The sequence below is a fragment of the Sphingomonas sp. Leaf34 genome (genome assembly GCF_001421805.1).
Lineage (GTDB): Bacteria > Pseudomonadota > Alphaproteobacteria > Sphingomonadales > Sphingomonadaceae > Sphingomonas.
Map to the genome: position 1 here is coordinate 253,186 of NZ_LMLC01000004.1, position 24,136 is coordinate 277,321.

Annotated in this window: 20 protein-coding genes; 15 read left to right on the forward strand and 5 right to left on the reverse strand. The window is 67.2% G+C overall.

Annotated features, from left to right (window positions below; all coding sequences use genetic code 11):
- Positions 1 to 2: 2 nt before the first annotated feature.
- Entirely contained in the window at positions 3 to 1,874 is a 1,872-nt protein-coding gene (locus ASF00_RS12640; RefSeq protein WP_055879551.1) for a lytic transglycosylase domain-containing protein, read from the reverse strand.
- The gene (locus ASF00_RS12645) at positions 1,871 to 2,629 is read right to left on the reverse strand and encodes a uracil-DNA glycosylase (protein ID WP_055879553.1); all 759 of its coding nucleotides are present in this window, start codon (positions 2,627 to 2,629) and stop codon (positions 1,871 to 1,873) included. Before ASF00_RS12645 ends, ASF00_RS12640 begins: the two co-directional genes overlap by 4 nt.
- Before the next feature lie 152 nt (positions 2,630 to 2,781).
- On the opposite strand from ASF00_RS12645, the gene ASF00_RS12650 reads away from it, so the two are divergent.
- The 6 genes from ASF00_RS12650 to ASF00_RS12675 all read left to right on the forward strand — a co-directional run bounded on the left by ASF00_RS12650 (position 2,782) and on the right by ASF00_RS12675 (position 10,298).
- Entirely contained in the window at positions 2,782 to 4,443 is a 1,662-nt protein-coding gene (locus ASF00_RS12650; RefSeq protein WP_055880478.1) for an electron transfer flavoprotein-ubiquinone oxidoreductase, read from the forward strand.
- Between the two features lie 40 nt (positions 4,444 to 4,483).
- Positions 4,484 to 5,869 carry a tetratricopeptide repeat protein gene (locus ASF00_RS12655; protein WP_055879556.1) on the forward strand — a complete coding sequence of 462 codons (1,386 nt, stop codon included), beginning with the start codon at positions 4,484 to 4,486 and terminating at the stop codon, positions 5,867 to 5,869.
- 226 nt (positions 5,870 to 6,095) lie between these two features.
- Entirely contained in the window at positions 6,096 to 6,971 is an 876-nt protein-coding gene (locus ASF00_RS12660) for a 4-(cytidine 5'-diphospho)-2-C-methyl-D-erythritol kinase (protein ID WP_055879559.1), read from the forward strand.
- Positions 6,972 to 7,205: 234 nt separating this feature from the next.
- Positions 7,206 to 8,279, forward strand: coding sequence for a recombinase RecA (recA, locus tag ASF00_RS12665; protein WP_055880491.1), 1,074 nt, complete (start codon positions 7,206 to 7,208; stop codon positions 8,277 to 8,279).
- A gap of 523 nt (positions 8,280 to 8,802) precedes the next feature.
- Positions 8,803 to 9,639 carry a class I SAM-dependent methyltransferase gene (locus ASF00_RS12670; RefSeq protein WP_055879561.1) on the forward strand — a complete coding sequence of 279 codons (837 nt, stop codon included), beginning with the start codon at positions 8,803 to 8,805 and terminating at the stop codon, positions 9,637 to 9,639.
- 35 nt (positions 9,640 to 9,674) lie between these two features.
- Positions 9,675 to 10,298: a glutathione S-transferase family protein gene (locus ASF00_RS12675; protein ID WP_055879564.1), complete on the forward strand. Its 624-nt coding sequence runs from the start codon at positions 9,675 to 9,677 to the stop codon at positions 10,296 to 10,298.
- Between the two features lie 174 nt (positions 10,299 to 10,472).
- Here the strand turns inward: ASF00_RS12675 and ASF00_RS12680 are convergent, their stop codons facing one another.
- On the reverse strand, positions 10,473 to 11,810 hold the full coding sequence (locus ASF00_RS12680; RefSeq protein ID WP_055879567.1) for a dicarboxylate/amino acid:cation symporter: 1,338 nt from the start codon (positions 11,808 to 11,810) through the stop codon (positions 10,473 to 10,475).
- Positions 11,811 to 11,888: 78 nt separating this feature from the next.
- On the opposite strand from ASF00_RS12680, the gene ASF00_RS12685 reads away from it, so the two are divergent.
- Both ASF00_RS12685 and alaS read left to right on the forward strand, forming a co-directional pair.
- Entirely contained in the window at positions 11,889 to 13,151 is a 1,263-nt protein-coding gene (locus tag ASF00_RS12685; RefSeq protein WP_156348333.1) for a M24 family metallopeptidase, read from the forward strand.
- Positions 13,152 to 13,441: 290 nt separating this feature from the next.
- Complete coding sequence (gene alaS / locus ASF00_RS12690) at positions 13,442 to 16,084, forward strand: alanine--tRNA ligase (RefSeq protein WP_055879574.1); 2,643 nt, start codon at positions 13,442 to 13,444, stop codon at positions 16,082 to 16,084.
- A gap of 295 nt (positions 16,085 to 16,379) precedes the next feature.
- On the opposite strand, the gene ASF00_RS12695 is transcribed toward alaS, so the two are convergent.
- A complete protein-coding gene (locus tag ASF00_RS12695; RefSeq protein ID WP_055879576.1) occupies positions 16,380 to 18,026 on the reverse strand; it encodes a thiamine pyrophosphate-binding protein in 1,647 nt (548 codons plus the stop codon).
- A gap of 122 nt (positions 18,027 to 18,148) precedes the next feature.
- Here ASF00_RS12695 and ASF00_RS12700 point away from each other — a divergent pair, with 122 nt between their 5' ends.
- The 6 genes from ASF00_RS12700 to ASF00_RS12725 all read left to right on the forward strand — a co-directional run bounded on the left by ASF00_RS12700 (position 18,149) and on the right by ASF00_RS12725 (position 22,592).
- The gene (locus ASF00_RS12700; protein ID WP_055879579.1) at positions 18,149 to 19,048 is read left to right on the forward strand and encodes an SMP-30/gluconolactonase/LRE family protein; all 900 of its coding nucleotides are present in this window, start codon (positions 18,149 to 18,151) and stop codon (positions 19,046 to 19,048) included.
- Positions 19,049 to 19,101: 53 nt separating this feature from the next.
- Entirely contained in the window at positions 19,102 to 19,812 is a 711-nt protein-coding gene (locus ASF00_RS12705) for a CoA transferase subunit A (RefSeq protein WP_055879583.1), read from the forward strand.
- Between the two features lie 89 nt (positions 19,813 to 19,901).
- Positions 19,902 to 20,744, forward strand: a complete 843-nt coding sequence (locus tag ASF00_RS12710; protein ID WP_443024412.1) for an HAD family acid phosphatase — start codon at positions 19,902 to 19,904, stop codon at positions 20,742 to 20,744.
- Positions 20,744 to 21,067: a DUF5076 domain-containing protein gene (locus tag ASF00_RS12715; protein WP_055879586.1), complete on the forward strand. Its 324-nt coding sequence runs from the start codon at positions 20,744 to 20,746 to the stop codon at positions 21,065 to 21,067. The genes ASF00_RS12710 and ASF00_RS12715 overlap by 1 nt, the downstream gene beginning before the upstream one ends.
- Positions 21,067 to 21,702, forward strand: a complete 636-nt coding sequence (locus ASF00_RS12720; protein WP_055879589.1) for a 3-oxoacid CoA-transferase subunit B — start codon at positions 21,067 to 21,069, stop codon at positions 21,700 to 21,702. The genes ASF00_RS12715 and ASF00_RS12720 overlap by 1 nt, the downstream gene beginning before the upstream one ends.
- On the forward strand, positions 21,702 to 22,592 hold the full coding sequence (locus ASF00_RS12725) for an alpha/beta hydrolase (protein WP_055879592.1): 891 nt from the start codon (positions 21,702 to 21,704) through the stop codon (positions 22,590 to 22,592). The genes ASF00_RS12720 and ASF00_RS12725 overlap by 1 nt, the downstream gene beginning before the upstream one ends.
- Positions 22,593 to 22,659: 67 nt before the next feature.
- Here the strand turns inward: ASF00_RS12725 and ASF00_RS19180 are convergent, their stop codons facing one another.
- Positions 22,660 to 22,791, reverse strand: coding sequence for a hypothetical protein (locus ASF00_RS19180; protein WP_268795100.1), 132 nt, complete (start codon positions 22,789 to 22,791; stop codon positions 22,660 to 22,662).
- 44 nt (positions 22,792 to 22,835) lie between these two features.
- On the opposite strand from ASF00_RS19180, the gene ASF00_RS12730 reads away from it, so the two are divergent.
- A complete protein-coding gene (locus ASF00_RS12730; protein ID WP_156348334.1) occupies positions 22,836 to 24,056 on the forward strand; it encodes a hypothetical protein in 1,221 nt (406 codons plus the stop codon).
- Positions 24,057 to 24,136 lie beyond the last annotated feature (80 nt).

Below are 24,136 nucleotides of genomic sequence, written 5' to 3' on the forward strand. Positions count from 1 at the left end.
ACTCAGTCCGCGCGCGTGACGGTGGTGGAGCGTGGTCCGACGTTCGCATTGACCGCGAGGGTCGCCTGCACCGGCGTCACGCTGGCGTGATATTGCGTGTACGGCTTGGCGGCCATCCGGACCGCGGACGCACCCGGCAGACCGGGGAAGCGCGGCCACATGCCTTGCGCCAGCGCGTTGCGGCTGGTCGATGCCTTCTTGCCGCCCTGTGCCTCGTACATCCAGTAATTGCGCAATACCGTGGTCACGTAGCCGCGCGTTTCCCAATAGGGGATGCTCTCGATGTACAGCAGCGGATCGCCGTTATCATGGACGATCGCGTTCCAGTCGCCGACCGGACGGGGACCCGCATTATAGGCGGCGATCACCTTGGGCAGGAGCCCGCCGGTCACGCCCGCCATGTCGCGAAGCCGCTCGAGATGGCGCTGGCCGATATCCATGTTGGTCGACGGCTTGGTGAGCGCCTTCATGTCGATCGCGGTGCCGCGTTCGCGCGCGAAGTCGGTCGCGGCGGCGGGCATGATCTGCATCAGGCCATAGGCGCCCGCCGGGCTCTTCACGGTGTTGCGGAACCGCGATTCCTCGAGCGTGTGCGCATAGACCAGCGCCTTGTCGATGTGCCAGCCGCTGTCCGGCGTCCAGTTCGGCGTCGGATAGCGCGCCTCGGCGGTCGACGTGACGCCCTGCGGGCAGTTGTGCGCGAGGAACACGGTGGTCGCGGGCAGGCTCAGCGCCTCGGCGACGCGGACCAGATTGGCGAATTCGCGCGGGTCGCCGATCTTGGCCTGCTGGCGGATGACGGTATCGGCGAGATCGGTCTCGCCGACCTCGACCAGCGCCGCGGCGACGCGGACGTTGGGGCGCTTGCCGACGACCTTCCAGTCGCTCGCGACGAGCCCGCCGACCGACGTCCCCTTGTCCTTCATCGCCAGCTGCTGGCGCGCGAGCTGGCCGTAGAAGCTCTCGCTGAACTGCGCCGCCGCCTTCAGGCGACCCTCGATCTTGTCGGGGCGCGCACACACCATGTCCGCGCGCGACGCCCAGTACAGCGCCGCCGCGCGCAGGTCGACGTCGCCGGCGCGCGCCGCGACGCCCTCGAACCCGGTTTCGGCATTCGCGCAGTCGTTCTGCCGCCATGCCGACAGCGCGTTGACCCAGCGACCCTGCACCGCCCAGTCGCCGACGCCGTCCTGCGCCTTGGTAGCCATGACCCGTGCGTTCGCATCGTCGCCCTGGAGGAAATAGATCCACGCGATCTTCTGCTGCCACTCGGTCAGCGCCTCGGGGGTGAGCCCGGGCGTGCTTTCGAGCAGCGACTGCGCCTCGCGGCCCATGTCCGCCTTGACGTAGGGCTGCATCTTGAGCGCGAGATCGGCGGCGATCATGTCGCCCTTGAGGCTCTTGGCGCGGACGCGACGCGGCGCGCCGTCCTGCCAGATCAGACGCTGCGCGACGGGCAGCGGGGGAAGGTCGACGGCACCGCGCATCGCGGCGAGGCGCGAGATCTGCTCGGCCTCGGGCAGCTCCGGCGCTTCGTTGAGCAGCGCGACGAGCGGCTCCATCTCGACCCTGGGCGAACCCTTGGCCGTATACATCTCCGCACGCGCGATGGCGTGCAGCGGGCCGGGCTTCATCGTGTCGAGCCCGATCTGCGCGTCGGTCCACTTGCCGTCGCGGATCGCTGCGAACACGGTCCTGTACGCCTCGCGCTGGTCTGGATCGAGCTGGTCGGGGATCTGCTCCAATGTCGGCGCACCGACGAGCTGCGTCGCGCCGAGCCGGGTATTGCCACCGGGCTCGCCCGCGATCGTCGCGGCGAAAGCCGGAAGGGGGAGGGCGCTTAGCCCCAGAACGATAGCAAGAGTTCGAATCATCGTGCGCCCTTTTGCGACATCTGTGCGCCCATCAGCATCTGCAAGTCCTTCCAGGCCTCGGCCTTGGCCGCCGGCTTCTCGATCAGAAACCGCGGATGGAAGCTCGCGACGACCGCCGTAGAACCAGCCCCCGTTTCTCCGGTCTTATGGTTAAAGTCGTGTAAACGCCCGCGCGCCGCCTGTAATTCCGTCCCGAGGATCGCACGGCTCGCCGCATTGCCCAGCAGCAGCAACCGCTGCGGCGCAACCAACCCGATGTGATGCTTGGCGATTTCTGCCAATCGCTCCTCGACGTCGCTATGGATCCGCCCTGCGGTCGGCCGCTTTGCGCAGACCGCCGCGAGATGCACGTCATCGCGCGTCAACCCGATCGCTGCGAGCATCCGGTCGAGCAGCCGCCCCGAGGCGCCGCTCAGGAGCGCCCCGGCATCGCCATCGTCGCGATCCGGGCAATCGACAAGCACCATGACCGTAGCGTCAGCCGGGCCCATGGCCGCCAGCGACACCCCGCTCCAGTCCGCCTCGGGAACCGCCGCGCCGCGCCGCCAGTCGAGAAAATCGGCAAGCAAAAGCGGCATCGCGGACTGTGCGACGACCGGTCCGGCAGGCGCCGCGGCGGGCACCACGAGTGGCTCCGGCGCCGCGAACCAGTCGCGCGGGACGTCGTCGACCAGCGTGTCGACGCCAGCCTCGTGCCACCAGTCGAGCGCGCTCGCCGCGGCATTTCGCCAGTCGATGGTTTGGTCCGCCCCCACAGGGTAACCTATGCTGGACGGTTGACGTGGCGGTCAACTCGCGCAATCGCCATAATGGACAAGACGGTGCCGGCCCGAGCCCGAACGAACGCCGAAGCGCGCGGGCCGGACGGAAAGCCAGGCAGACAGGGGACATCCCCCGGGAGACGATGATGACGACACGTGAATCGATGCCCTATGACGTGGTGATCGTCGGCGCAGGCCCGGCCGGTCTCTCGGCAGCGATCCGTCTCAAACAGATGGCGGCCGAGAAGGACGCCGAGATCAGCGTCTGCGTGCTCGAAAAGGGCTCCGAGGTCGGCGCGCACATCCTGTCGGGCGCGGTCATCGATCCGAAGAGCCTCGACGAACTGCTCCCCGACTGGCGCGAGGACGGCTGCCCGCTCGCCGAGGTGCCGGTGACCGAGAACCACCACTGGATCCTCAGCAAGACGAAGAAGAGCGAAATGCCGCACTTCGTCACGCCGTCGTTCATGCACAACAAGGGCACCTACACCGGCAGCCTCGGCAATCTGTGTCGCTGGCTCGCGGGCAAGGCGGAGGAACTCGGCGTTGAGATCTTCCCGGGCTTCGCCGCCGCCGAAATCCTGTTCAACGACGACGGCTCGGTCAAGGGCGTCGCGACCGGCGACATGGGCGTCGCGCGCGACGGCACGCACAAGGGCGACTACACCCCCGGCCTCGAACTCCACGCGAAGTACACCTTCTTCTCGGAAGGCTGCCGCGGTCACCTGACCAAGCAGCTGATCGCCAAGTTCGATCTAGCCAAGGACAGCGATCCGCAGGTCTATGGCCTCGGCATCAAGGAGCTCTGGGACATCGATCCCGCGCTCCACAGCCCCGGCCGCGTGATCCATACGCAGGGCTGGCCGCTGACCGAAACCGACGGCTCGAACGGCGGCGGCTGGATCTATCACCAGGCAAACGGTCAGGTCTCGATCGGCTTCGTCACGTGGCTGAACTACACCAACCCGCATCTCTCACCGTTTCACGAGATGCAGCGCTGGAAGACGCACCCCGAGATCGCCGCGCTGCTCAAGGGCGCCAAGCGCGTCAGCTACGGCGCGCGCGCGATCAGCGATGGCGGGCTGCAGTCGATCCCCAAGCTCGTGATGCCCGGCGCCGCGCTGATCGGCGACAGTGCCGGCTTCCTCAACGTGCCGCGGATCAAGGGCACGCACACCGCGATGAAGTCCGGCATGATGGCCGCCGAGGCCGCGGTCGAGGCGATCGTGTCGCAGCGCGGCCATGACGAGCTCGCCGCCTATCCCGCGGCGTTCGAGACGTCGTGGGTCAAGAAGGAGCTGTCGGTCGTCCGCAACGTCGTGCCGCTGGTCAAGAAGTTCGGCGACTTGGTCGGCTCGGGTCTCGCCGGCGTGACGATGTGGCTCGAGCATCTGGGGATCAAGGTGCCCTTCACGATGCACCATCACCCCGATCACGAGAGCCTGTGGCGCAAGGATCTGGTCAAGCCGATCGACTATCCCAAGGCGGATGGCGTCCTCACCTTCGATCGTCTCTCGTCGGTGTTCATTTCGAACACCAACCATGAGGAGGACCAGCCGGTCCACCTGACGCTCAAGGATCCGGCGGTGCCGATCACCTACAACCTGCCGATGTACGACGAGCCCGCGCAACGCTATTGCCCGGCCGGCGTTTACGAGGTCGTCGGCGTCGAAGAGGGCGATCCGAAGTTCGTCATCAACGCGCAGAACTGCGTCCACTGCAAGACCTGTGACATCAAGGACCCCACCCAGAACATCAACTGGGTCGTACCCGAGGGCGGCGGAGGCCCCAATTATCCCAACATGTAAGCCCCTTCGTCCGCCTCTATTCCTCCTGCTCGGTCTCGCCGTGGCGGCACCCGCCGCGGCCGAGACGGGGGATCTCTCCGCCTATCTGAAGGCGCGCGCCGCCGATGCCGCGGGGCGCCCCGACCTTGCCGCCGCCAGCTATGCCAAGGTGCTGGCGGCATCGCCCGCCGATCCCGTCGTCGCGATCCGCGCCTATCGCGAAGCGCTCAAGGCGGGTGACATGCCGCTCGCCACGCGCGCCGCCGCTGTCCTCGGCAGGGCGGGCGTTGCCCCCGCCGATGCCGCGCTGCTCCCGCTCGCCGAGGCCGCACGACAGGGCGATACCAAAGCCGCGAGCGCCGCCATATCCACGCTCGCGACCGGTCCGCTCGTGGTCCTCGCGCCCTCGCTCTACGCCTGGGTTGCGCACGCCGAAGGTCGCGATCCCGAACCGTCGCTCGCCACCGCCGCGAAGGACCCGGTCGCCAACCGCTTCGCCGCCGAAACCCGGACGCTGATCGCCGCGGCGCCCACCAGGCAACCACTCGCGATCGGCGTCTCACGCCTGCTCACCCGCCTCGCCAGTGATCTCGCCGCGGGCGAACCCTCGCCGCTGTCGATCGCCCTGACGCAGGCTGCACTGCGCGCCGACCCGCGCTACGACGGCGCGCGCGTCCTGCTCGCTGACGCGCTCGCCCGCACCGAGATCGTCGACCGCGCGCTCATCGTCCTCGATGAGATCGGTCCGAAAAGTCCCTCTGCCGCCGCCGCCGCCGCCGCGCGAATCGACATCCTCGCCAACGCCGACCGCGACGGCGAGGCGCTTGCCGCCGCCAAGAACCGCGTCGACCAGCCGGGGGCGGGGGCCGCTGACTGGCAACGCTATGCCGATCTGCTCCTGACCACCGGCAACCCCGCCGATGCCGCCACTTATTACCAGCGCGTCATCGCCGCCGACGCCGACACGGGCGGCAGCTGGGCGGCATGGCTGCAATATGGCGGCGCGCTCGATCAGGCCGGCCGCTGGCCCGAGGCCCGCGACGCGCTCGAAAAGGCCGTCGCGCGCGGCCCGGCGCAACCGCTTGCACTCAATTATCTCGGCTTCGCGCAGGTCGAGCATGGCGACGACATCCCCGCCGCGCTCAAGCTGCTCGAACGCGCCACCCGCCTCGATCCCACCAATGCCTCGATCACCGATTCGCTGGGTTGGGCCTATCACCTCTCCGGCAACACCGCGCGCGCGCTGCCGCTGCTCGAAACCGCCGCGCAGGCCGAGCCCACCAATGCCGAAATCGCGGATCACCTCGGCGACGCCTATTGGAGCGTCGGCCGACACTATGAAGCCCGCTACGCCTGGCGCGCCGCGCTGCTGACCGCCGAACCCAGCGATACCGCGCGCCTGACTGCGAAGATCACGAACGGCCTCCCGCCAAACGCGCGTCGCTGACTCGCGTATCGCAACGGGAAGGGGCCAGCACCGGGCAGTGCCTAGCCCGAACCTGGCGAAGTGCGCCCCCCCTTGCGTCGTCCTGACGAAAGTCAGGATCCAGAGCCGGGCACGGCATCGCTCGTTACGCTGGATCCCGACTTTCGTCAGGATGACGGGAGGCTGGCGTTGCCAGCGCCCCTCCGTCCGCTAAGCCCAACCCGAACCGCAAACCCCGAGACCCACGATGCCCGCCACCACCGAACCCGCGCCTGCGAAGATCAACCTGGCGCTCCACGTCCGCCGCCGCCGCGACGACGGCTATCACGAGCTCGAAACGCTGTTCGCCTTCGCCACCGACGGCGACATCGTCACCGTCGAACCGGCCGCCGCGAACAGCTTCACCATCACCGGCCCCTTCGCGGATGCGCTGCTCCCCGCCCCAAAACACAACACCACCCCGGCCTCCGCCGGGGTGGCGGCATGGGGTGGCAACCTCGTCACCGCCGCGGCCGACGCCTTCACCGCCGCGTTCGCCCCAGACACCCACCACGCGATAACGCTCGAAAAGCACCTCCCGATCGCCTCGGGCATCGGCGGCGGCTCGGCCGACGCCGCCGCGACGCTCCGCGCGCTCGCCCGCCTCCACTGCGTCGGGCCGACCGATCCCCGCCTCCACGCGATCGCCGCAACGCTCGGCGCGGACGTCCCCGCCTGCCTCGCCAACCGCACCACGCTCGGCACCGGCAAGGGCGACACCCTCGCAAACCTCGAGGGCCTGTCCGGAACGCCGCTCCTCCTCGTAAATCCCGGCGTCGCGGTCTCCACCGCCGCGGTCTTCAAGACGTGGGATGGCCAGGATCGCGGCCCGATCCCCGAAGGCGACCTTCTCACGCGCGCAACCGCCGGCCGCAACGATCTGGAGCCCCCCGCATTGGCCTTGGCCCCCGTCATCGCCGACGTCCGCACGCTTCTCGACGCGGCACACGAGGTCTTGCTGTCCAGAATGTCCGGATCCGGCGCCACCTGCTTCGCCCTTTTCGAGACAGCCGAAGCCAGGGACGCTGCCGCAACCGCCGCTTTAGCCCGCGGCTGGTGGACGCTCGCAACGACGCTCGCCTGAACGGCCTCCCACCGCGCGTCGTCATCCTGACGAAAGTCAGGACCCAGACCCAAAAACGAATACGCCGGCCACTCCCAAGCGTGCGCCTAAACGACCCGACCCATTATTGACCAAACTCTGCCTTTTTCGCGGAAACCCGATGTTCCACACTTGTTCCAGGAGAACAAAGAGAATACATGGCGTTTGACGCGTTGAATGGCACGCGCGCTTGCTTTAGCGATGGGAGCATATTCGATGGCCGCTAATTTGAAAGTGATCGACACCGGCATGGCAACCGCAACCAACGACCGCCAGAAGGCGCTCGACGCCGCGCTCGCGCAGATCGACCGCGCGTTCGGCAAGGGCTCGGCGATGCGCCTTGGCTCCAAGGAAACGATGCAGGTCGAGGTCATCTCGACGGGCTCGCTCGGGCTCGACATCGCGCTCGGCGTCGGCGGCCTGCCGCGCGGCCGCGTGATCGAGATCTACGGTCCGGAAAGCTCGGGCAAGACCACGCTCGCGCTCCACGTGATCGCCGAGGCGCAGAAGAATGGCGGCACCGCGGCGTTCGTCGATGCCGAGCATGCGCTCGATCCGGTCTACGCCAAGAAGCTCGGCGTCAACATCGACGAGTTGATCGTGTCGCAGCCCGACACCGGCGAGCAGGCGCTCGAGATCGTCGACACGCTGGTGCGCTCGAACGCGATCGACGTGCTCGTGGTCGACTCGGTTGCGGCCCTCGTGCCGCGCGCGGAAATCGAGGGCGAGATGGGCGACAGCCATGTCGGGCTCCAGGCGCGTCTGATGTCGCAGAGCTTGCGCAAGCTCACCGGCTCGATCAGCCGCTCGCGCTGCATGGTGATCTTCATCAACCAGCTCCGCATGAAGATCGGCGTGATGTACGGCAACCCGGAGACGACGACGGGCGGCAACGCGCTGAAATTCTACGCCTCGGTCCGCCTCGACATCCGCCGCATCGGCGCGGTCAAGGCCGGTGAAGAGGTGACGGGCAACCAGACTCGCGTGAAGGTCGTCAAGAACAAGGTCGCGCCGCCGTTCAAGCAGGTCGAGTTCGACATCATGTACGGGCAGGGCGTCTCCAAGCTCGGCGAGATTCTCGATCTCGGCGTGAAGGCCGGGCTCGTCGAGAAGTCGGGCGCGTGGTTCAGCTACGACAGCGTCCGGCTCGGCCAGGGTCGCGAGAATTCGAAGACCTTCCTAAAGGACAACCCCGAAACCGCCGACCGCCTCGAAAAGCAGATCCGCGCGCGCACCGACAAGGTCGCCGAGGAAATGATGGTAGGCCCCGGCGCCGAAGACGACGCATAACCCGAACGCTCTCCCGTCAAGCGGGAGAGCCGGACTGCTTGACCCTCTCCCCTCGGGGGAGAGGGAGGGGCCCATTGCCCTTGCAATGGGAGGGTGAGGGCACGCGAGGAAACGCGTCGCCCCCAAGCCCACACCACCCCGGCGAACGCCGGGGCCAGTTGGGAAGGCCGCTCATGTCGAGTGCCACGACGACGCAAGCCCGCATCACCCCGGCGAAGGCCGGGGCCCAGTTGGGAAGGCCGCTCATGTCGAGTGCCATGACAACCCAAACCCACGCCACCCCGGCGAAGGCCGGGGCCCAATTGGGATGGCTTTCCAATTCAGGTGCTACGACGCTCGCGCCCCGATGATCTCCCGCGAAGGCGGGAGCCCAGACTGGATCCCCGCCGTCGCGGGGAAAAACGGATACGCAATCTACCGCGGCCGCGAAAAATCCCTCGACGCAGACCCCGCGCGAGCGTCTATACTTTCTATACTTCACTCCCCCCAATGCCCCGAACCCCAAGCATGAAGCGCGCCGCTGATGACCACAGGCTTTGACTGGACCGGCAGGATTGGCGACGTCTGGGCCGAGGAATGGCGCCGCACCGACCGCAGCTTCGCCAACCTCACGCCGCATCTGAACGCCGCGATCCTCGCCGCCGCGTCGCCGCAAACAGCCAAGGTCATCGACATCGGCTGCGGCGCGGGCGCGACCACGCTCGCCACCGCGCAGGCGCTCCCGAACGCGACCGTCACCGGGATAGATCTCTCCCCCACGCTGATTGAGACAGCCCGGCAGCGCGCCGCCGATCAAACCAACGCGCAATTCGATTGCGCCGACATCACCGCCGCCGCCGCGAACCACGCCCCGGTCGATCTCTACGTCTCGCGCCACGGCGTCATGTTCTTCGCCGACCCCATCGCCGCCTTCGCCACGCTCGCCGCTGCCGCCGCCCCGGCCGCACCCCTCGTCTTCTCCTGTTTCGCGGAGCGCGCCGCCAATCGCTGGGCCACCGAAACCATCGCCGCAACCGGCGGAGATGCGGACGCGCCGGCGACGACTACGCCCGGCCCGTTCGCGTTCGCCGACCCAGGCCATGTCGCCGCCATCCTCGCCAAGGCCGGCTGGCACGCAGAACCGCCGCGCCGGATCGACTTTGCCTATCGCGCCGGCGGCGGGCGCGACCCCATCGCGGACGCGGTCAACTATTTCCGCCGCATCGGCCCCGCCGCCTCCGCGATCCGCGATGCGGCGCCCGCGGAACGCGCGCGCCACATCGCGCGTCTCAACCTTGTCTGCGACCGTCACCGCATCGGCGACATGGTGGAATTTCCCGCCGTCGCCTGGATTTGGACGGCGCGCACCGCGGCCCGATAAGCGTGTCGGCGGGATAGAAGAGCAGGGGAGCCAGCATGATCATCGTCCACCACCTCGAAAACTCGCGGTCGCAGCGCATCCTCTGGATGCTCGAGGAACTCGGACTCCCCTATGTGATGAAGCGCTACGAACGGAACCCGCAGACCATGCTCGCCCCGCCCGAGCTCAAGAAGGTCCACCCGCTCGGCAAGTCGCCGGTGATCGAGGATGAGGGGCAGATCATCGCCGAGACCGGCGCGATCGTCGAATATCTCGTCGACAAGGCGGACGGCAAGCTCGGTGCGCCTGCGAACCGCGCCGGCGCGCTGCGCTACCGCTTCTGGCTGCATTACGCCGAAGGCTCGATGATGCCGCCTCTGCTATTGAAGCTCGTCCTCGCGCGCATCCCGATCATGGGCAAGCTCGCGGTCAAGAGGATCCAGCCGATGATCGACGTCCATCTCGACTATGTCGAATCCGAGCTGTCGCAGCGTCCCTGGTTCTCCGGTAACGAGATGACCGCCGCCGACATCATGATGAGCTTCCCGCTCGAGGCCGCGCGCAGCCGCGGCGGCCTGAACGAGTCCCGCCCCGCGACGATCGCCTGGCTCGGCAAGGTCCATGCGCGGCCGGCATATCAGGCCGGGCTCAGAAAGGGCGGCCCCTACGCCTACGCCTGAGCGTCTGGATCACGCCACCGCCTCCCAACGTCCGTCATCCTGGGCTCGACCCAGGATCCAGAGCCACGCGCGCGCCGATCGTGGCTCTGGATCCCAGCCTTCGCTGGGATGACGAAGATTGCCGGGGTGACGGACGTTCCCGGGATAACGGACGTAACTTCACCGCTGTCCGCCTCAACCCTGACCCGGACTAATCTTGTCGAAGCTGTCGACATTGGTCTTCGGCCCATGCCCGGTCGGCGCCACCGGCGGATCGCGGTCGGCGGGCTCGCGCTCGTCGAGCCCGCCCTCCCACTTCGCCACCACCGTCGCCGCGACCGCATTGCCGATCACATTGGTCGCCGAGCGCCCCATGTCGAGGAAATGGTCCACGGCCAGGATCAGCAGGATACCCGCCTCGGGGATCTTGAACATCGACAGCGTCCCCGCGATCACCACCAGCGACGCGCGCGGCACGCCGGCGATCCCCTTCGACGTCACCATCAGCACCAGCAGCATCGCGATCTGCTGCCCGATCGGCATGTCGATGCCATAGGCCTGCGCGATGAACAGCGACGCGAACGTCATGTACATCATCGATCCGTCGAGGTTGAACGAATAGCCGAGCGGCAGCACGAAGCTCGCGATCCGCGGCGGCACGCCGAACCGGTCGAGCGCCTCCAGCGTCCGCGGATACGCCGCCTCGGACGACGCCGCCGAGAAGGCGAGGATCAGCGGATCGCGGATATAGCGCACCAGCAACCGAGTCCGCGGGCCGATCAGCACGAACGCGATCCCGATCAGCAGCGCCCACAGCAGCGCGAGCCCCAGATAGAAGCACAGCATGAAATAGCCGAGATCGCCGAGAATGCTCGGGCCGCGCTCGGCGAGCGTCGCGGTCACCGCGGCGAACACCGCGAACGGCGCGAACCGCATCACGTAATTGGTGATCTGGAGCATGACGGCGACCAGCGCCTCGATCGCCTTGACGAGCGGGGCGGCCTTCTCGCCGACCGCGGTGATCGCCACGCCGACGAACACCGAGAACACGACGATCTGCAGGATCTCGTTGCTCGCCATCGCCGCGATCATCGAATCGGGGACGATGTGCGAGATGAACTTGGCGAGGTCGAACGCCGCGGCATCCACCCCGCTCGACGCGGTCGCGGGCGGGATCGCCAACTCGAGGCCGACGCCCGGCTGCAACACATTGACCAGGATCATGCCCAGCGTCAGCGACAATAGCGACGCGCAGACGAACCAGCCGAGGCTGCGCAGGCCGACGCGACCCAGCGCGCCGGTGTCGCCCATATGCGCGATGCCGACGACCAGCGTCGAGAAGACTAGCGGCGCGATGATCATCTTGATCAGCCGCAGGAACAGCGACGTCACGATCGAAAAATAGCCCGCAATGTCCTTCAGCTGCGCGGCCGATGCGGCGGTGCCGTCGTCGATCGATGCGTTGAGGATCCAGCCGACGACCAGACCCGCGACCAGCCCCAGCAAGATGTAATAGGTTAGCCGCTTGGCCATTAATCGCTCCCGAATTTCGTGCGCGAGGGAAGGGGATTGCGGCGCTCGGGTCAAGCACCCTATCGTCCGGCGATGTCGATGACCGCCTTTAAACCTTCGCGCCGCACGCTGCTTGGCCTTGCCGCCGCGGCGCCTTTGCTGTCCATTAGCACCCTCCTGCGCGCCGCGGAACCGGACCTGTCCGCGCTGTCCGATATCACTGGCGCAGCGAAACCGATCGACGCCGCCGAGCGCGCCGCACGGCTGGTTCGCGCGCAGTCGCTGATGAAGGCGGCGGGGATCGGCGCGGTGCTGATCGAGCCCGGATCGTCTATGATCTACTTCACCGGCGTCCGCTGGCACACCAGCGAGCGGCTGACGCTGGCGGTGATTCCGGTCGAGGGGACGCCGTGCATCGTCACGCCCTTCTTCGAGGAGCCCTCGGTGCGCGAGACGCTCGCCGTCCCCGCCGACGTCCGCGTGTGGCAGGAGGACGAGAATCCGCTGCGCGTGGTGGCCGGGTTCCTGCGCGATCGCAAACTCGCCGCGCGGCCGATCGCGCTGGAGGCCGACGTCCGCTATTTCGCCTATGCGGGCCTTGCACGCGTGCTGCCGGGGGCGAAGATCGTGTCGGCCGATCCGGTCGTCCGCGCCAGCCGGATGATCAAGACCCCTGCCGAGATCGCGCTGATGCAGACGGCGACCGACGTCACGCTCGCCGCCTATCGCTGGACCAAGGCGCGCGTCGAAACCGGCATGACCGGCGCGCAGATCGGCGCGCTGATGACCGCCGCGACGAAGGCTTTGGGCGGCGCGCCCGAATTCTCGATGGCGCTGGTCGGCGAGGCGTCGGCCTATCCGCACGGCAGCCGCGAGATCCACCGCGTCGCCGACGGGCAGGTCGTGCTGATGGATTGCGGGTGCACGGTGCAAGGCTATCAGTCCGACGTCTCGCGCACCTGGGTCCACGGCGCCGCGACCGCCGACCAGCGCAAGACCTGGGATCAGGTGGCCCGCGGGCAACAGGTCGCCTTTGCCGCCGCAAAGATCGGCGCGACCGCGGGCAGCGTCGATGATGCGGTCCGGCGCTATTACGAAACGCTCGGCTACGGTCCGGGCTACACGCTCCCCGGCCTGTCGCACCGGACGGGGCACGGGATCGGTATGGACGGCCACGAACCCGTCAACTTCGTCCGCGGCGAGACGACGCGGTTGGCGGCGGGGATGTGCTTCTCCGACGAACCTGGGCTTTATACGCCGGGCAGATATGGTGTCCGGATCGAGGACTGCTTCCACATGACCGATTCCGGGCCGGCATGGTTTAGCAAGCCGCCCAGATCGATCGACGCACCTTTGGGGTGAGGTAACTTACCACACACTCCACCACCCCGGCGGAGGCCGGGGTCCAGTTGGAAAGGTGGCAATAACGGAGCGCGATCCGTTGTTACTGCGGTCCCCCAACTGGGCCCCGGCCTTCGCCGGGGTGGAGGCTGTGACCAGCGACACCCCGCACCTCCTTGTTCTCCCGCGAAGGCGGGAGCCCAGGCTGGGTCCCCGCCTTCGCGGGGACCCATACTACGCTGGTAATGCCGTCATGCCCCCACACACACCTCTACTTGAGCGAACCGCCGCGCTCGCCTAAGTCCCCCGGCATGACATCGACGAACGACATCCGCCGCGGCTTCCTCGACTATTTCGGTTCGCAGGGGCACCAGATCGTGCCCTCCGCGCCGCTGGTGCCGCAGAACGACCCGACGCTGATGTTCGTCAATGCGGGGATGGTGCCGTTCAAGAACGTCTTTACCGGTCTCGAATCGCGTCCCTACAGCACTGCGACGTCCAGCCAGAAGTGCGTCCGCGCGGGCGGCAAGCACAATGATCTCGACAATGTCGGCTATACCGCACGGCATCACACCTTCTTCGAAATGCTCGGTAATTTCTCGTTCGGCGATTATTTCAAGGAACAGGCGATCACGCACGCCTGGACGCTGCTGACCAAGGAATGGGGCCTGTCGCCGGACAGACTGACCGCGACCGTCTATCACACCGACGACGAGGCGTTCGACCTCTGGAAGAAGATCGCGGGCCTCCCCGAGCACCGCATCATCCGCATCCCGACCAAGGACAATTTCTGGTCGATGGGCGACAACGGACCGTGCGGACCGTGCTCGGAGATCTTCTACGACCACGGCGACCACATCCCCGGCGGCCCTCCCGGCAGTCCCGACGAGGATGGCGATCGCTTCGTCGAGATCTGGAACCTCGTGTTCATGCAATATGAGCAGGAAAATGCCGAGATCGTCGGCAACCTGCCCAAGCCCTCGATCGACACCGGCATGGGGCTCGAGCGGATCGCCGCGGTGATGCAGGGCGTCACCGACAATTACGACACCGACACGTTCAAGGCGCTGATCGCGGCGTCGGGCGCGCTGACGCATACCGCGACGAACGGCGCGAATACGGCCAGCCACCGCGTGATCGCCGACCATCTGCGTACCGCGGGCTTCCTGGTCGCAGACGGCGTGCTGCCCGCCAACGAAGGCCGCGGCTACGTGCTGCGCCGGATCATGCGCCGCGCGATGCGCCACGCGCATATCCTTGGCGCCAAGGAGCCGTTGATGCACCGGCTGGTCCCCGCTCTCGTCACCGAGATGGGCGCCGCCTATCCCGAACTGTCGCGCGCGCGCCCGCTGATCGAGGCGACGCTGCAGCAGGAGGAGACGCGCTTCCGCCAGACGCTCGACAAGGGGCTGAAGCTGCTCGACGAGGCGACCGCGGACATGACCGAGGGGACGCTCGCGGGTGACGTCGCGTTCAAGCTCTACGACACCTATGGCTTCCCGTACGACCTGACCGAGGACGCACTGCGCGACCGCGGGCTCGCGGTCGACCGCGAAGGCTTCGACACCGCGATGGCCGAGCAGAAGCGCGCGGCGCGCGCCGCGTGGAAGGGCTCGGGCGCCAAGGCCTCGGACGATATCTGGTTCGATATCGTCGAGCAGGCCGGCGGCACCGAATTTCTCGGCTATGCGTCGGACACCGGCGAGGGCGAGGTCGTCGCCTTGGTCAAGGACGGCGCGCGCGTCGACCATGCGACCACCGGCGATACGGTGTCGATCGTCGTCAACCAGACGCCGTTCTACGGCGAGAGCGGCGGGCAGGTCGGCGATGCCGGGCACATCTCGACCGACACCGGGCTGCGCGCGACCGTCACCGAGACATCGAAGCAGCTCGGCCGCGTGTTCGTCCATCACGCGATCGTCGATGCGGGCGGCATCAAGGTCGGCGAGTCCGTCAAGCTCCAGATCGACGTCGCGCGCCGCGCGCAGATCCGCGCCAACCACTCCGCGACGCATCTGCTGCACGAGGCTTTGCGTGAACGCCTCGGCAAGCATGTCGCGCAGAAGGGGAGCCTCGTCGCGCCCGACCGCCTGCGCTTCGACTTCTCGCAACCGGTCGCGATGACCCCCGCCGACATCGCGCAGGTCGAGGCCGATGTGAACGCGCAGGTCCGCGGCAACGGCGCGGTGACAACGCTGCTGATGACGCCCGACGATGCGATCGCGATGGGCGCGATGGCGCTGTTCGGCGAGAAATATGGCGACGAGGTCCGCGTCGTCTCGATGGGGTCCACGGACGAGGGCACCTATTCGATCGAACTGTGCGGCGGCACGCATGTCACCGCGCTCGGTGATATCGGGCTGTTCAAGGTCGTCGGCGAAGGCGCGGTGTCGAGCGGCGTGCGCCGCGTCGAGGCGCTGACCGGCGAGGCGGCGCGCGCCTATATGACCGGCCGCGACGATCGCCTGCGCGAGGCGGCGGCGGCCCTGAAATCGACCCCCGACGAAGTGCCCGCGCGCGTCGCGGCGCTGATCGAGGATCGTCGGCGTCTCGAGCGCGAACTGGCCGATGCGAAGAAGGCGCTGGCGCTCGGCGGCGGCGGCGGCGGTGAGGCTGCTGGCCCCGAAGAGGTCGGCGGCGTGGCGTTCATCGGGCAGGTGCTGAACGATTTCGAGGCGAAGGGCCTGCGCGGCGCGGTCGACGAGGCCAAGCAGCGGCTGGGGTCGGGGATCGCGATGCTCGTTGCGATCAACGACGGCCGCGCCTCGGTCGCGGTCGGCGTGACCGCGGATCTGGTCGCGAGCCGCAACGCCGTCGACCTGCTGAAGATCGCGGTCGCGGCGCTCGGCGGGCAGGGTGGCGGTGGCCGTCCCGACATGGCGCAGGGCGGCGGCCCCGATGGCGACAAGGCGGCGGACGCCGTGGCCGCGGTGCGGGCGGCGCTGGCGGGCTGACGGGCCTCGGCTCGGCTTCTCGCGAAGGCGCGGGGCCCTCGCCCGTTCCCCCGCGGATGCGGGGGCCCAGCTAAGTACCGACAGCGCCCGCTACCCTGGCCCCCCGCCTTCGCGGGGGAACAGTGAGGTAAGGCGCTCACCTAACGTCAGCCCCACCCCGGCGAAGGCCGGGGCCCAGGTGGGAAGGCCGACGTAACGGAGGACTGTGCGCAGTTACTGCTGTCCCCCAACTGGGCCCCGGCCTTCGCCGGGGAGGGGCTCCAGTTTAAAAAATGGCCGTCACCCTGGCCCGATATCACCGACCCCCGCGCACCTTTGCGAGCGTCGTCCCAGCGGTAATCGCCTCGATATCCGTCACCAGGTGCAGCATCCGCACGCCCGTTCGCGCCATCGCGCGGTCCAGCGCATCGACGAAATCGCCCGTCTGCGTCACCGTCTCCGCCCAACACCCGTAAGCGCGCCCGAGCGCCGCGAAGTCCGGATTGCGCAACGCTGTCCCCGACACGCGGCCCGGATACTCCCGCTCCTGGTGCATCCGGATCGTCCCGTACCCACCATTGTCGACGACCAGCACGAGCATGTCCGCCCCGTGCGCCACCGCGCTCGCCAGCTCCTGCCCGTTCATCAGGAAACACCCGTCGCCCGCGAGCGCGACGACCGTCCGCTCGGGATGCCGCAGCGATGCCGCCACTGCTGCCGGCACGCCATAGCCCATCGCCCCGGCGGTCGGCGCAAGCTGCGTCCCCGGTCCGGCATACGCCCAGTAGCGATGCCACCAGCCCGAATAATTCCCCGCGCCGTTGCAAATGATCGCATCCGCGGGCAGCCGCTCGCGCATCGCGATCACGCACGGCCCCAGATCCATCGCCAGATCGCGCGGGCGCGGCGTCGACCAGTCCAGCCACTCGGCATGCGCCTCCTGCCCGGCGGTGCGCGGCGGCAGGTCGAGCAGCAGCAACGCCTCGGCGAACTCCGCCATCCCCGCGCACACCGCGACGTCCGCGCGGTAGGCGCGGTTGAGCTCGTCGGGATCGGGATGGACATGGACGATCCGCTGACCCGGATGATCGGGTGTGATCAGCGCATAGCCATCGGTCGTCGCCTCGCCCAATCGCGGGCCGACGATCAGCAGCAGATCCGCCGCCTTCACCCGTTCGACCAGCTTGGGGTTGGGGCCATAGCCGAGATTGCCCGCCCAGACCGGGCAGTCGTTCGGGATCGCATCCTGCCGCCGGAACGCCGCTGCGACGGGCACGCCGTTGCGGTCCGCCCAGGTCGAGAACGCGCCCGACGCGGCGACGTCCCAGCCCGCGCCGCCGACGATCGCGACGGGCCGTTCGGCGGTGGTCAGCAGATCGGCCAGCAAATCCATCGTATCGGTGTCGCAGCCTTGCGCCACGCGCTCGACCCGCGGCCGATCCACCGCCTCCACCACGTCGAGCAGCATGTCCTCGGGCAGCGCAAGCACCACCGGCCCCGGCCGCCCCGAAAGCGCGGTCGCATAAGCGCGCGCGACATATTCCGGGATCCGCCGCGCATCGTCGATCCGCGCCGCCCATTTGGCGACGGCTCCGAACATCGCCTGGAAGTCGATCTCCTGGAACGCCTCGCGGTCGCGCGTGCCGCGGTCGATATCGCCCACGAACAATATCATCGGCTGCGAATCCTGCATCGCGACGTGCACGCCGATCGACGCATTGGTCGCACCTGGCCCGCGGGTGACGAAGGCCACGCCGGGCCGGTGCGTCAGCGTGCCGTCCGCGCACGCCATGAACGCGACGCCGCCCTCCTGCCGGCACACCACCAGGTCGATCGCCGGCGTATCGTGCAGCGCGTCGAGGACGGCGAGGAAGCTTTCTCCAGGGACGGTGAAGATCCGATCGCAGCCCTGTGCGACAAGTTGGTCGACCAGGATGCGGCCGCCGGTGCGTGTGGTGCTCATCGCGGCATCCTGCCGTCCGTTTCGCGCGAAGTCGAGAAACGTCGTGCGCGCGCGGCGTTCTCGCTTACTCTTGCCGTGTTCACGAAGCCGGGGCCTAACCCGACTCAGGGCAGGAGAGGATCATGACCGAATTCACCACCGTCGCCAGCGGCTTGCGCTTTCCCGAGGGTCCGGTCGCGATGCCCGATGGCAGCATCATCCTCGTCGAGATCGAGGCCGGCCGCATCACCCGCATCGCCGCCGATGGCATCAGGACGACGGTCGCCGAACCCGGTGGCGGCCCCAACGGGCTCGCGATCGGTCCCGACGGCATGCTCTATTGCTGCAACAATGGCGGCTTCGCCTGGCGCGAGGCGAACGGCTTCCTCACCCCGCACGGCCAGCCGCACGACTATTCGGGCGGTCGGATCGAGCGGATCGATATCGCCACCGGCGCGGTCGAGACGCTCTACCGGGACGGCGACTTCGGCTGCACGCTGCGTGGCCCGAACGACATCGTCTTCGATTCGCATGGCGGCTTCTGGTTCACCGATCACGGCAAATCGCGCGATCGGGCGCGCGACATCACCGGCATCTTCTACGCCAAGGCCGACGGCAGCCACCTCACGGAAGTGATCTTCCCCAGCGAAAATCCCAACGGCATCGGCCTCTCGCCCGACGGCACGCGGCTGTACGCGGCGGAGACCTTCACGTGCCGGCTGATGGCGTTCGACATCGTCGCGCCGGGCAAGGTCGCCAGCGCCGCGGGGACGCCGCTCTACCGTCCCGCCGGCTACAAGTTCTTCGATTCGCTCGGCGTCGAGGCGGGCGGCAACATCTGCGTCGCGACGATCGGCGAATGCGGGATCAGCGTGATCTCGCCGGCGGGCGAACTGGTCGAGTTCGTCGCGACCGATGACGTCTTCACCACCAACATCTGCTGGGGCGGCGCGGACGGGATGGACGCCTACATCACCTGCTCGGGCAGCGGCCGGCTGGTGAAGACACGGTGGAAACGCCCCGGTCTCGCGCTCGCTTACTAAGTTGCCGAGCGCCGGACGGCGGCTTATGCGAGGCCAAAGCTCTAGGAGGATGCATGGCGAACAAGCGCTACACCGATGCGGCAACGGCACTCGAGGGCGTGCTGTTCGACGGCATGACGATCTGTGCCGGCGGGTTCGGACTGTGCGGCATCCCCGAGCGGCTGATCGACGCGATCGCGGCGTCGGGGGTCAAGGACCTGACGATCGCCAGCAACAATGCCGGGATCGACGGACAGGGCCTCGGCAAGCTGCTCCGCTCGCGCCAGGTCAAGAAGATGATCTCGTCCTATGTCGGCGAGAACAAGGAGTTCGAGCGGCAATATCTGAGCGGCGAGCTCGAGGTCGAGTTCTGCCCGCAGGGGACGCTCGCCGAGCGCTGCCGGGCGGGCGGCGCGGGGATCCCCGGCTTCTATACCAAGACCGGCGTCGGCACGCTGGTCGCGGAGGGCAAGGAGGTGAAGAGCTTCGACGGGCAGGATTATATCCTCGAACGCGGCATCCGCGCCGACCTTAGCATCATCAAGGGCTGGAAGGCGGACGAGAGCGGCAACCTGATCTTCCGCAAGACCGCGCGCAACTTCAACCAGCCGATGGCCACCGCGGGGAAAATCTGCGTCGCCGAGGTCGAGGAGATCGTCCCCATCGGCAGCCTCGATCCCGATACGATCCATCTGCCGGGGATCTATGTGAAGCGGATGATCGTCGGCGCGCCCTACGACAAGCAGATCGAGTTCCGTACCGTTCGCGAGCGGGTCTCGGCGTGACGTCGCGGATGTTCTCCTGCGCACGCAGGAGCCCAAGGTCGCGGGCGTTGCGCTTGATATCCTGGGCTCCTGCGTTCGCAGGAGCACTGGTGTTACAGGGCTGCGTCAGCGTCTCCGCGCCGACGTCCGTCGCCGCCACGCCGATCGCCGCGGTGCCCGTCACCGTCGACGGCGTCCCTGCGGGCATGCAGTTTCTCTACGCCTCGGGCGAGGCCGCCGCGGTCAGCGTCCAGGCGTGGAACGCGCTCGTCGGCTATGTCCGCGCGCAGCGCACGCCGACATCGGTCGTCCTCGCGCCCGGCGCGTCGCTCGCCGCGCCCAGCTGGACCGCGTGTGGCACCAAGCCAAAAGCGGCCGTGTTCGACGTCGACGAGACCGTCCTGCTCAATCTCGGCTTCGAATATGATGCATCGTCGGGCCGCCCCTGGTCCGAATCGCGCTGGCAGGAATGGGAGCGTACCGGGCTCAAGCAGGTCGCGCCCGTCCCCGGCGCGCTGTCCGCGCTCGGGCAACTCCGCGCGATGGGCGTGACAGTGATCTTCAACACCAACCGCGCCGCCGCCAACGCCGCGCAGACGCAGGCGACGATCGAGGCCGCGGGCCTCGGCCCCGCGCGCCACGGCGAGACGCTGTTCCTCGCCGGCGACGACGCGAGCGGCTCGAAGAAGGACGGTCGCCGCGCGACGATCGCGGCGAAATACTGCGTCGTCGCGATGGGCGGCGATCAGCTCGGCGATTTCAGCGATCTGTTCAACGCAGGGCAGACCCCCGCCGCGCGTCGCGCCGTGGTGCAGTCGCCCGCGATCACCGCGAAATGGGGGGCAGGGTGGTTCGTGCTGCCCAACCCCGTCTACGGCACCGCGCTGAAAGGCGCGCGTGACGACGTGTTCCCGCCCAACGTCCGATGGGCCCCGACTGGAGGCATGCGCTGATGGCCGATCATCCCGCCGATCACCCTAATGCGATCAAACTCGATGCAGGCGCCGCACTGACCGACGAATCGGTCGAGGTCGCGCGCATCTGGATCACCAACAATGCGGGCAGCAACGTGCTGATCGATGCGGGCGTGCTCGAGGATCCGACGGTGTTCGGCTATCTGCTCGCCGACACGATCCGTCACGCCGCGCGCGCCTATGCGGGCACCTGGGGCCTTGCCGAGCATGCCGCGTTGCAGGCCATCGTCGAGGGCGTCAGCGCCGAACTGCGCGACCAGGTCACGACCATCTCGACTATCCAGGAAGGAACGCTCAACTGATGCCGTGGGATCGCAACCAGATGGCCGCGCGCGCCGCCAGGGAACTGAAGGACGGCTATTACGTCAATCTCGGCATCGGCATCCCGACGCTGGTGGCCAACAACATCCCCGACGGCATGACCGTCACGCTCCAGTCGGAGAACGGGATGCTCGGGATCGGCCCGTTCCCCTATGCGGGTGAGGAGGATGCCGACCTGATCAACGCGGGCAAGCAGACGATCAGCGAACTGCCCTCGTCGGTGTATTTCAGCTCGTCCGACAGCTTCGCGATGATCCGCGGCGGGCATATCGACCTGACGGTGCTCGGCGCGATGGAGGTCAGCGAAGACGGCGACATCGCCAACTGGATGATCCCGGGCAAGATGATCAAGGGCATGGGCGGCGCTATGGATCTCGTCGCGGGCGTCAAGCAGATCATCGTCGTGATGGATCACACCGCCAAGGACGGCACGCCCAAGTTCATCCCGGCGTGCTCGCTGCCGCTGACCGGCAAGAACGTCGTCGACATGATCGTCACCGATCTCGCGGTGTTCCAGCGGCCCGATCACGAGTCGCCGTTCAAGCTGATCGAACTCGCCCCCGGCGTCACCGCGGACGAGGTCGCGGCGAAGACTACCGCGCACTACACCGCCTGATGAAGCGTGCGGCCATCGTCCTGGCGTTGATCGTGATCCTGATCGCGGGCGCGGCGTTCAGCGCGGGGCCGGGTACGCTCAGCGTCCTAGACGGCGTGATGGGCGGTGGCCGCGGGACCGCGCGGGTCCGCGAGGGGGTGCCGTTTGGCACGCATGGCCAGAAGCTCGACGTCTGGCGTCCATCGGGCGGCGCGAAGACCGGGTTGCCGGTGCTGATCTTTTGGTATGGCGGCGGCTGGGTGCATGGCGCGCGCGACGCCTATGCGTTCGCCGCGCGCGCCTATGCGAAGGCGGGCTACGTCGTCGTCATCCCCGATTACCGCAAGGTCCCCGACGTGCGCTTCCCCGCCTTCCTCCAGGATGGCGCCGAAGCGGTGAAATGGACCCGCGATCACATCGCGCAATCGGGCGGCGACCCCAACCGGATCGCGGTCGCGGGACATTCCGCAGGCGCGTACACCGTCGCGATGCTGACGCTCGACCAGCGCTGGCTGAAGGCGGAGGGCGTCGACCCGCACATCATCAAGGCCGCGGTTGGCCTGTGTGGGCCCTACGACTTCTACCCCTTCACCGCACAACGCGCGATCGACGCGATGCAGGGCGCCGCCGACCCGGTGATGACGCAGCCGATCCACTTCGCGCGCGCGGATACGCCGCCGATGCTGCTGATCACCGCGGGCGACGACATGCAGGTCAAGCCGCACAACGCGATCAACCTGACCGCACGGTTGAGGGCGCTCGGCGCGCCGGTGACGCATATCGATTATCCCGGACTGACCCACGAGAACGTCGTGATGGCGCTATCAAAACCATTCCGCGGGAAAGCACCCGTGCTCGCCGACAGCGTCGCGTTCCTGATCCGAATCGATGTGGTACGCAGCGCGGAATGATCCGACACGGACTAGCGCAAATCGGATCAGTAAAACGCAAAGTATAAGTGCGTAAACATGCTGATATTCATTGTATTTCAGCGCGGCGAACTGTGTCAAAAATCAGCAATGCTTCATATCGGATCATGTCATCGTTGACGCCAGGAGGCAGAGAGTCGGACATGAAGGTGGGCGCTGGAAATCCGAAGATGATCGTCATCATTCGTCTTTAGATGTTTGCGCTCTCTTCACGAAAGGCAAACCATGTCAGACCCCACGACGGTTCTCGATACCGTGAATGCACAATGGTATAATACATTGGCGAAGGAGTTGAACCTTTCGGTTCAGGAATTCCAGCTAAGTCAGGGCGACGTCATCCTGCCGCGGACGACCGATCAGCTTTGGGACATGATGAACGAACTGCCCACGGATACGGTGGTGCAATATTATACGCCCGACACGCTGGTCAGCTTTTCGAGCCAGTACACGTCGCTGCTGTCGTTTGTGCAGGCGCCGAACGCCGCGGAGTTCGGCACGGCAATGGGATCGAGCAACATGTCGGCCTGGACCACGACCAAGAGCGCGTATTTCAAAGCAAATCCCTCGGCATTCAGCGATTCGGCAACCGTCCTGCAGACGGCGTTGGAAAACCTGTTCCAGAATTGGAGCATGGCCGAGCTCGTGCCCAATCCCGGATCCGCGGCGCAATGCTATACGCTCTACCGCGCCGGGTTCGAAAATCCGATCTACATCGCACAGGAGCTGCAGCTGAATCTGCCGCTTGGCGGGCCCGCGGCGTTCAACCAGACCTATGATCAGGTGTTGAGCGATATCGCCGTCGCACCCAGCGTCAAGTTCACGATGCAGTCGGCCACGGCATCATCGGACATCAGCGAGTCCTGGGCGAACAGCAGCAACTCGACCGGTGGCAGTTATTTCTACTCGAAATCGAGCAGTTCGGAGTCGAGCGACTTTTCGCAGACATTCGCATCGGCCGATTTTTCGGTCGCGGTGTCCTATGAGCATTTCATCAACGTGACGGCGCAGCCCTTGTCGGGCGAGTCGATCAAGGCCGATACGACGACCTATCTGCCCTGGTATTATGGCGCGGCGCTGGCCTATGCGTACAACAACAAGACGGCCGAGGTGTGGACCGATTTGGCGCAGTGGGAGGCGCTGTTCGGCGCCAAGGGCTCGATGCAATATGTCGTGACCAGCCTGATCATCGCGGACGGTACGTCGACGACGACGACATCGTCGCAGACGTTCAGCGCCGCTGAGCAGACTTATGCGCATACCGCCAGCGACGAGGGCTATGGTTGCTGGCCCTATTATGTCAGCAACAGCTCGGACAGCACGACGCAGACCAGCACAACGTTCAATTCGGCGAGCAACCTGGTCGTGACGACGACATCGGCGCTCGGCAATCCGATCGTCGTCGGTGTCCTGGTATCGTCGGTCGAGGACCTGACGCAGGACGGTTAGGCCGCCAGCGGCCCGCGACATACGTCGCGTAGCTCTCGGTCGATAGTTGCGCTTGGGCTTTGCCTGGGCGCAACTATCGG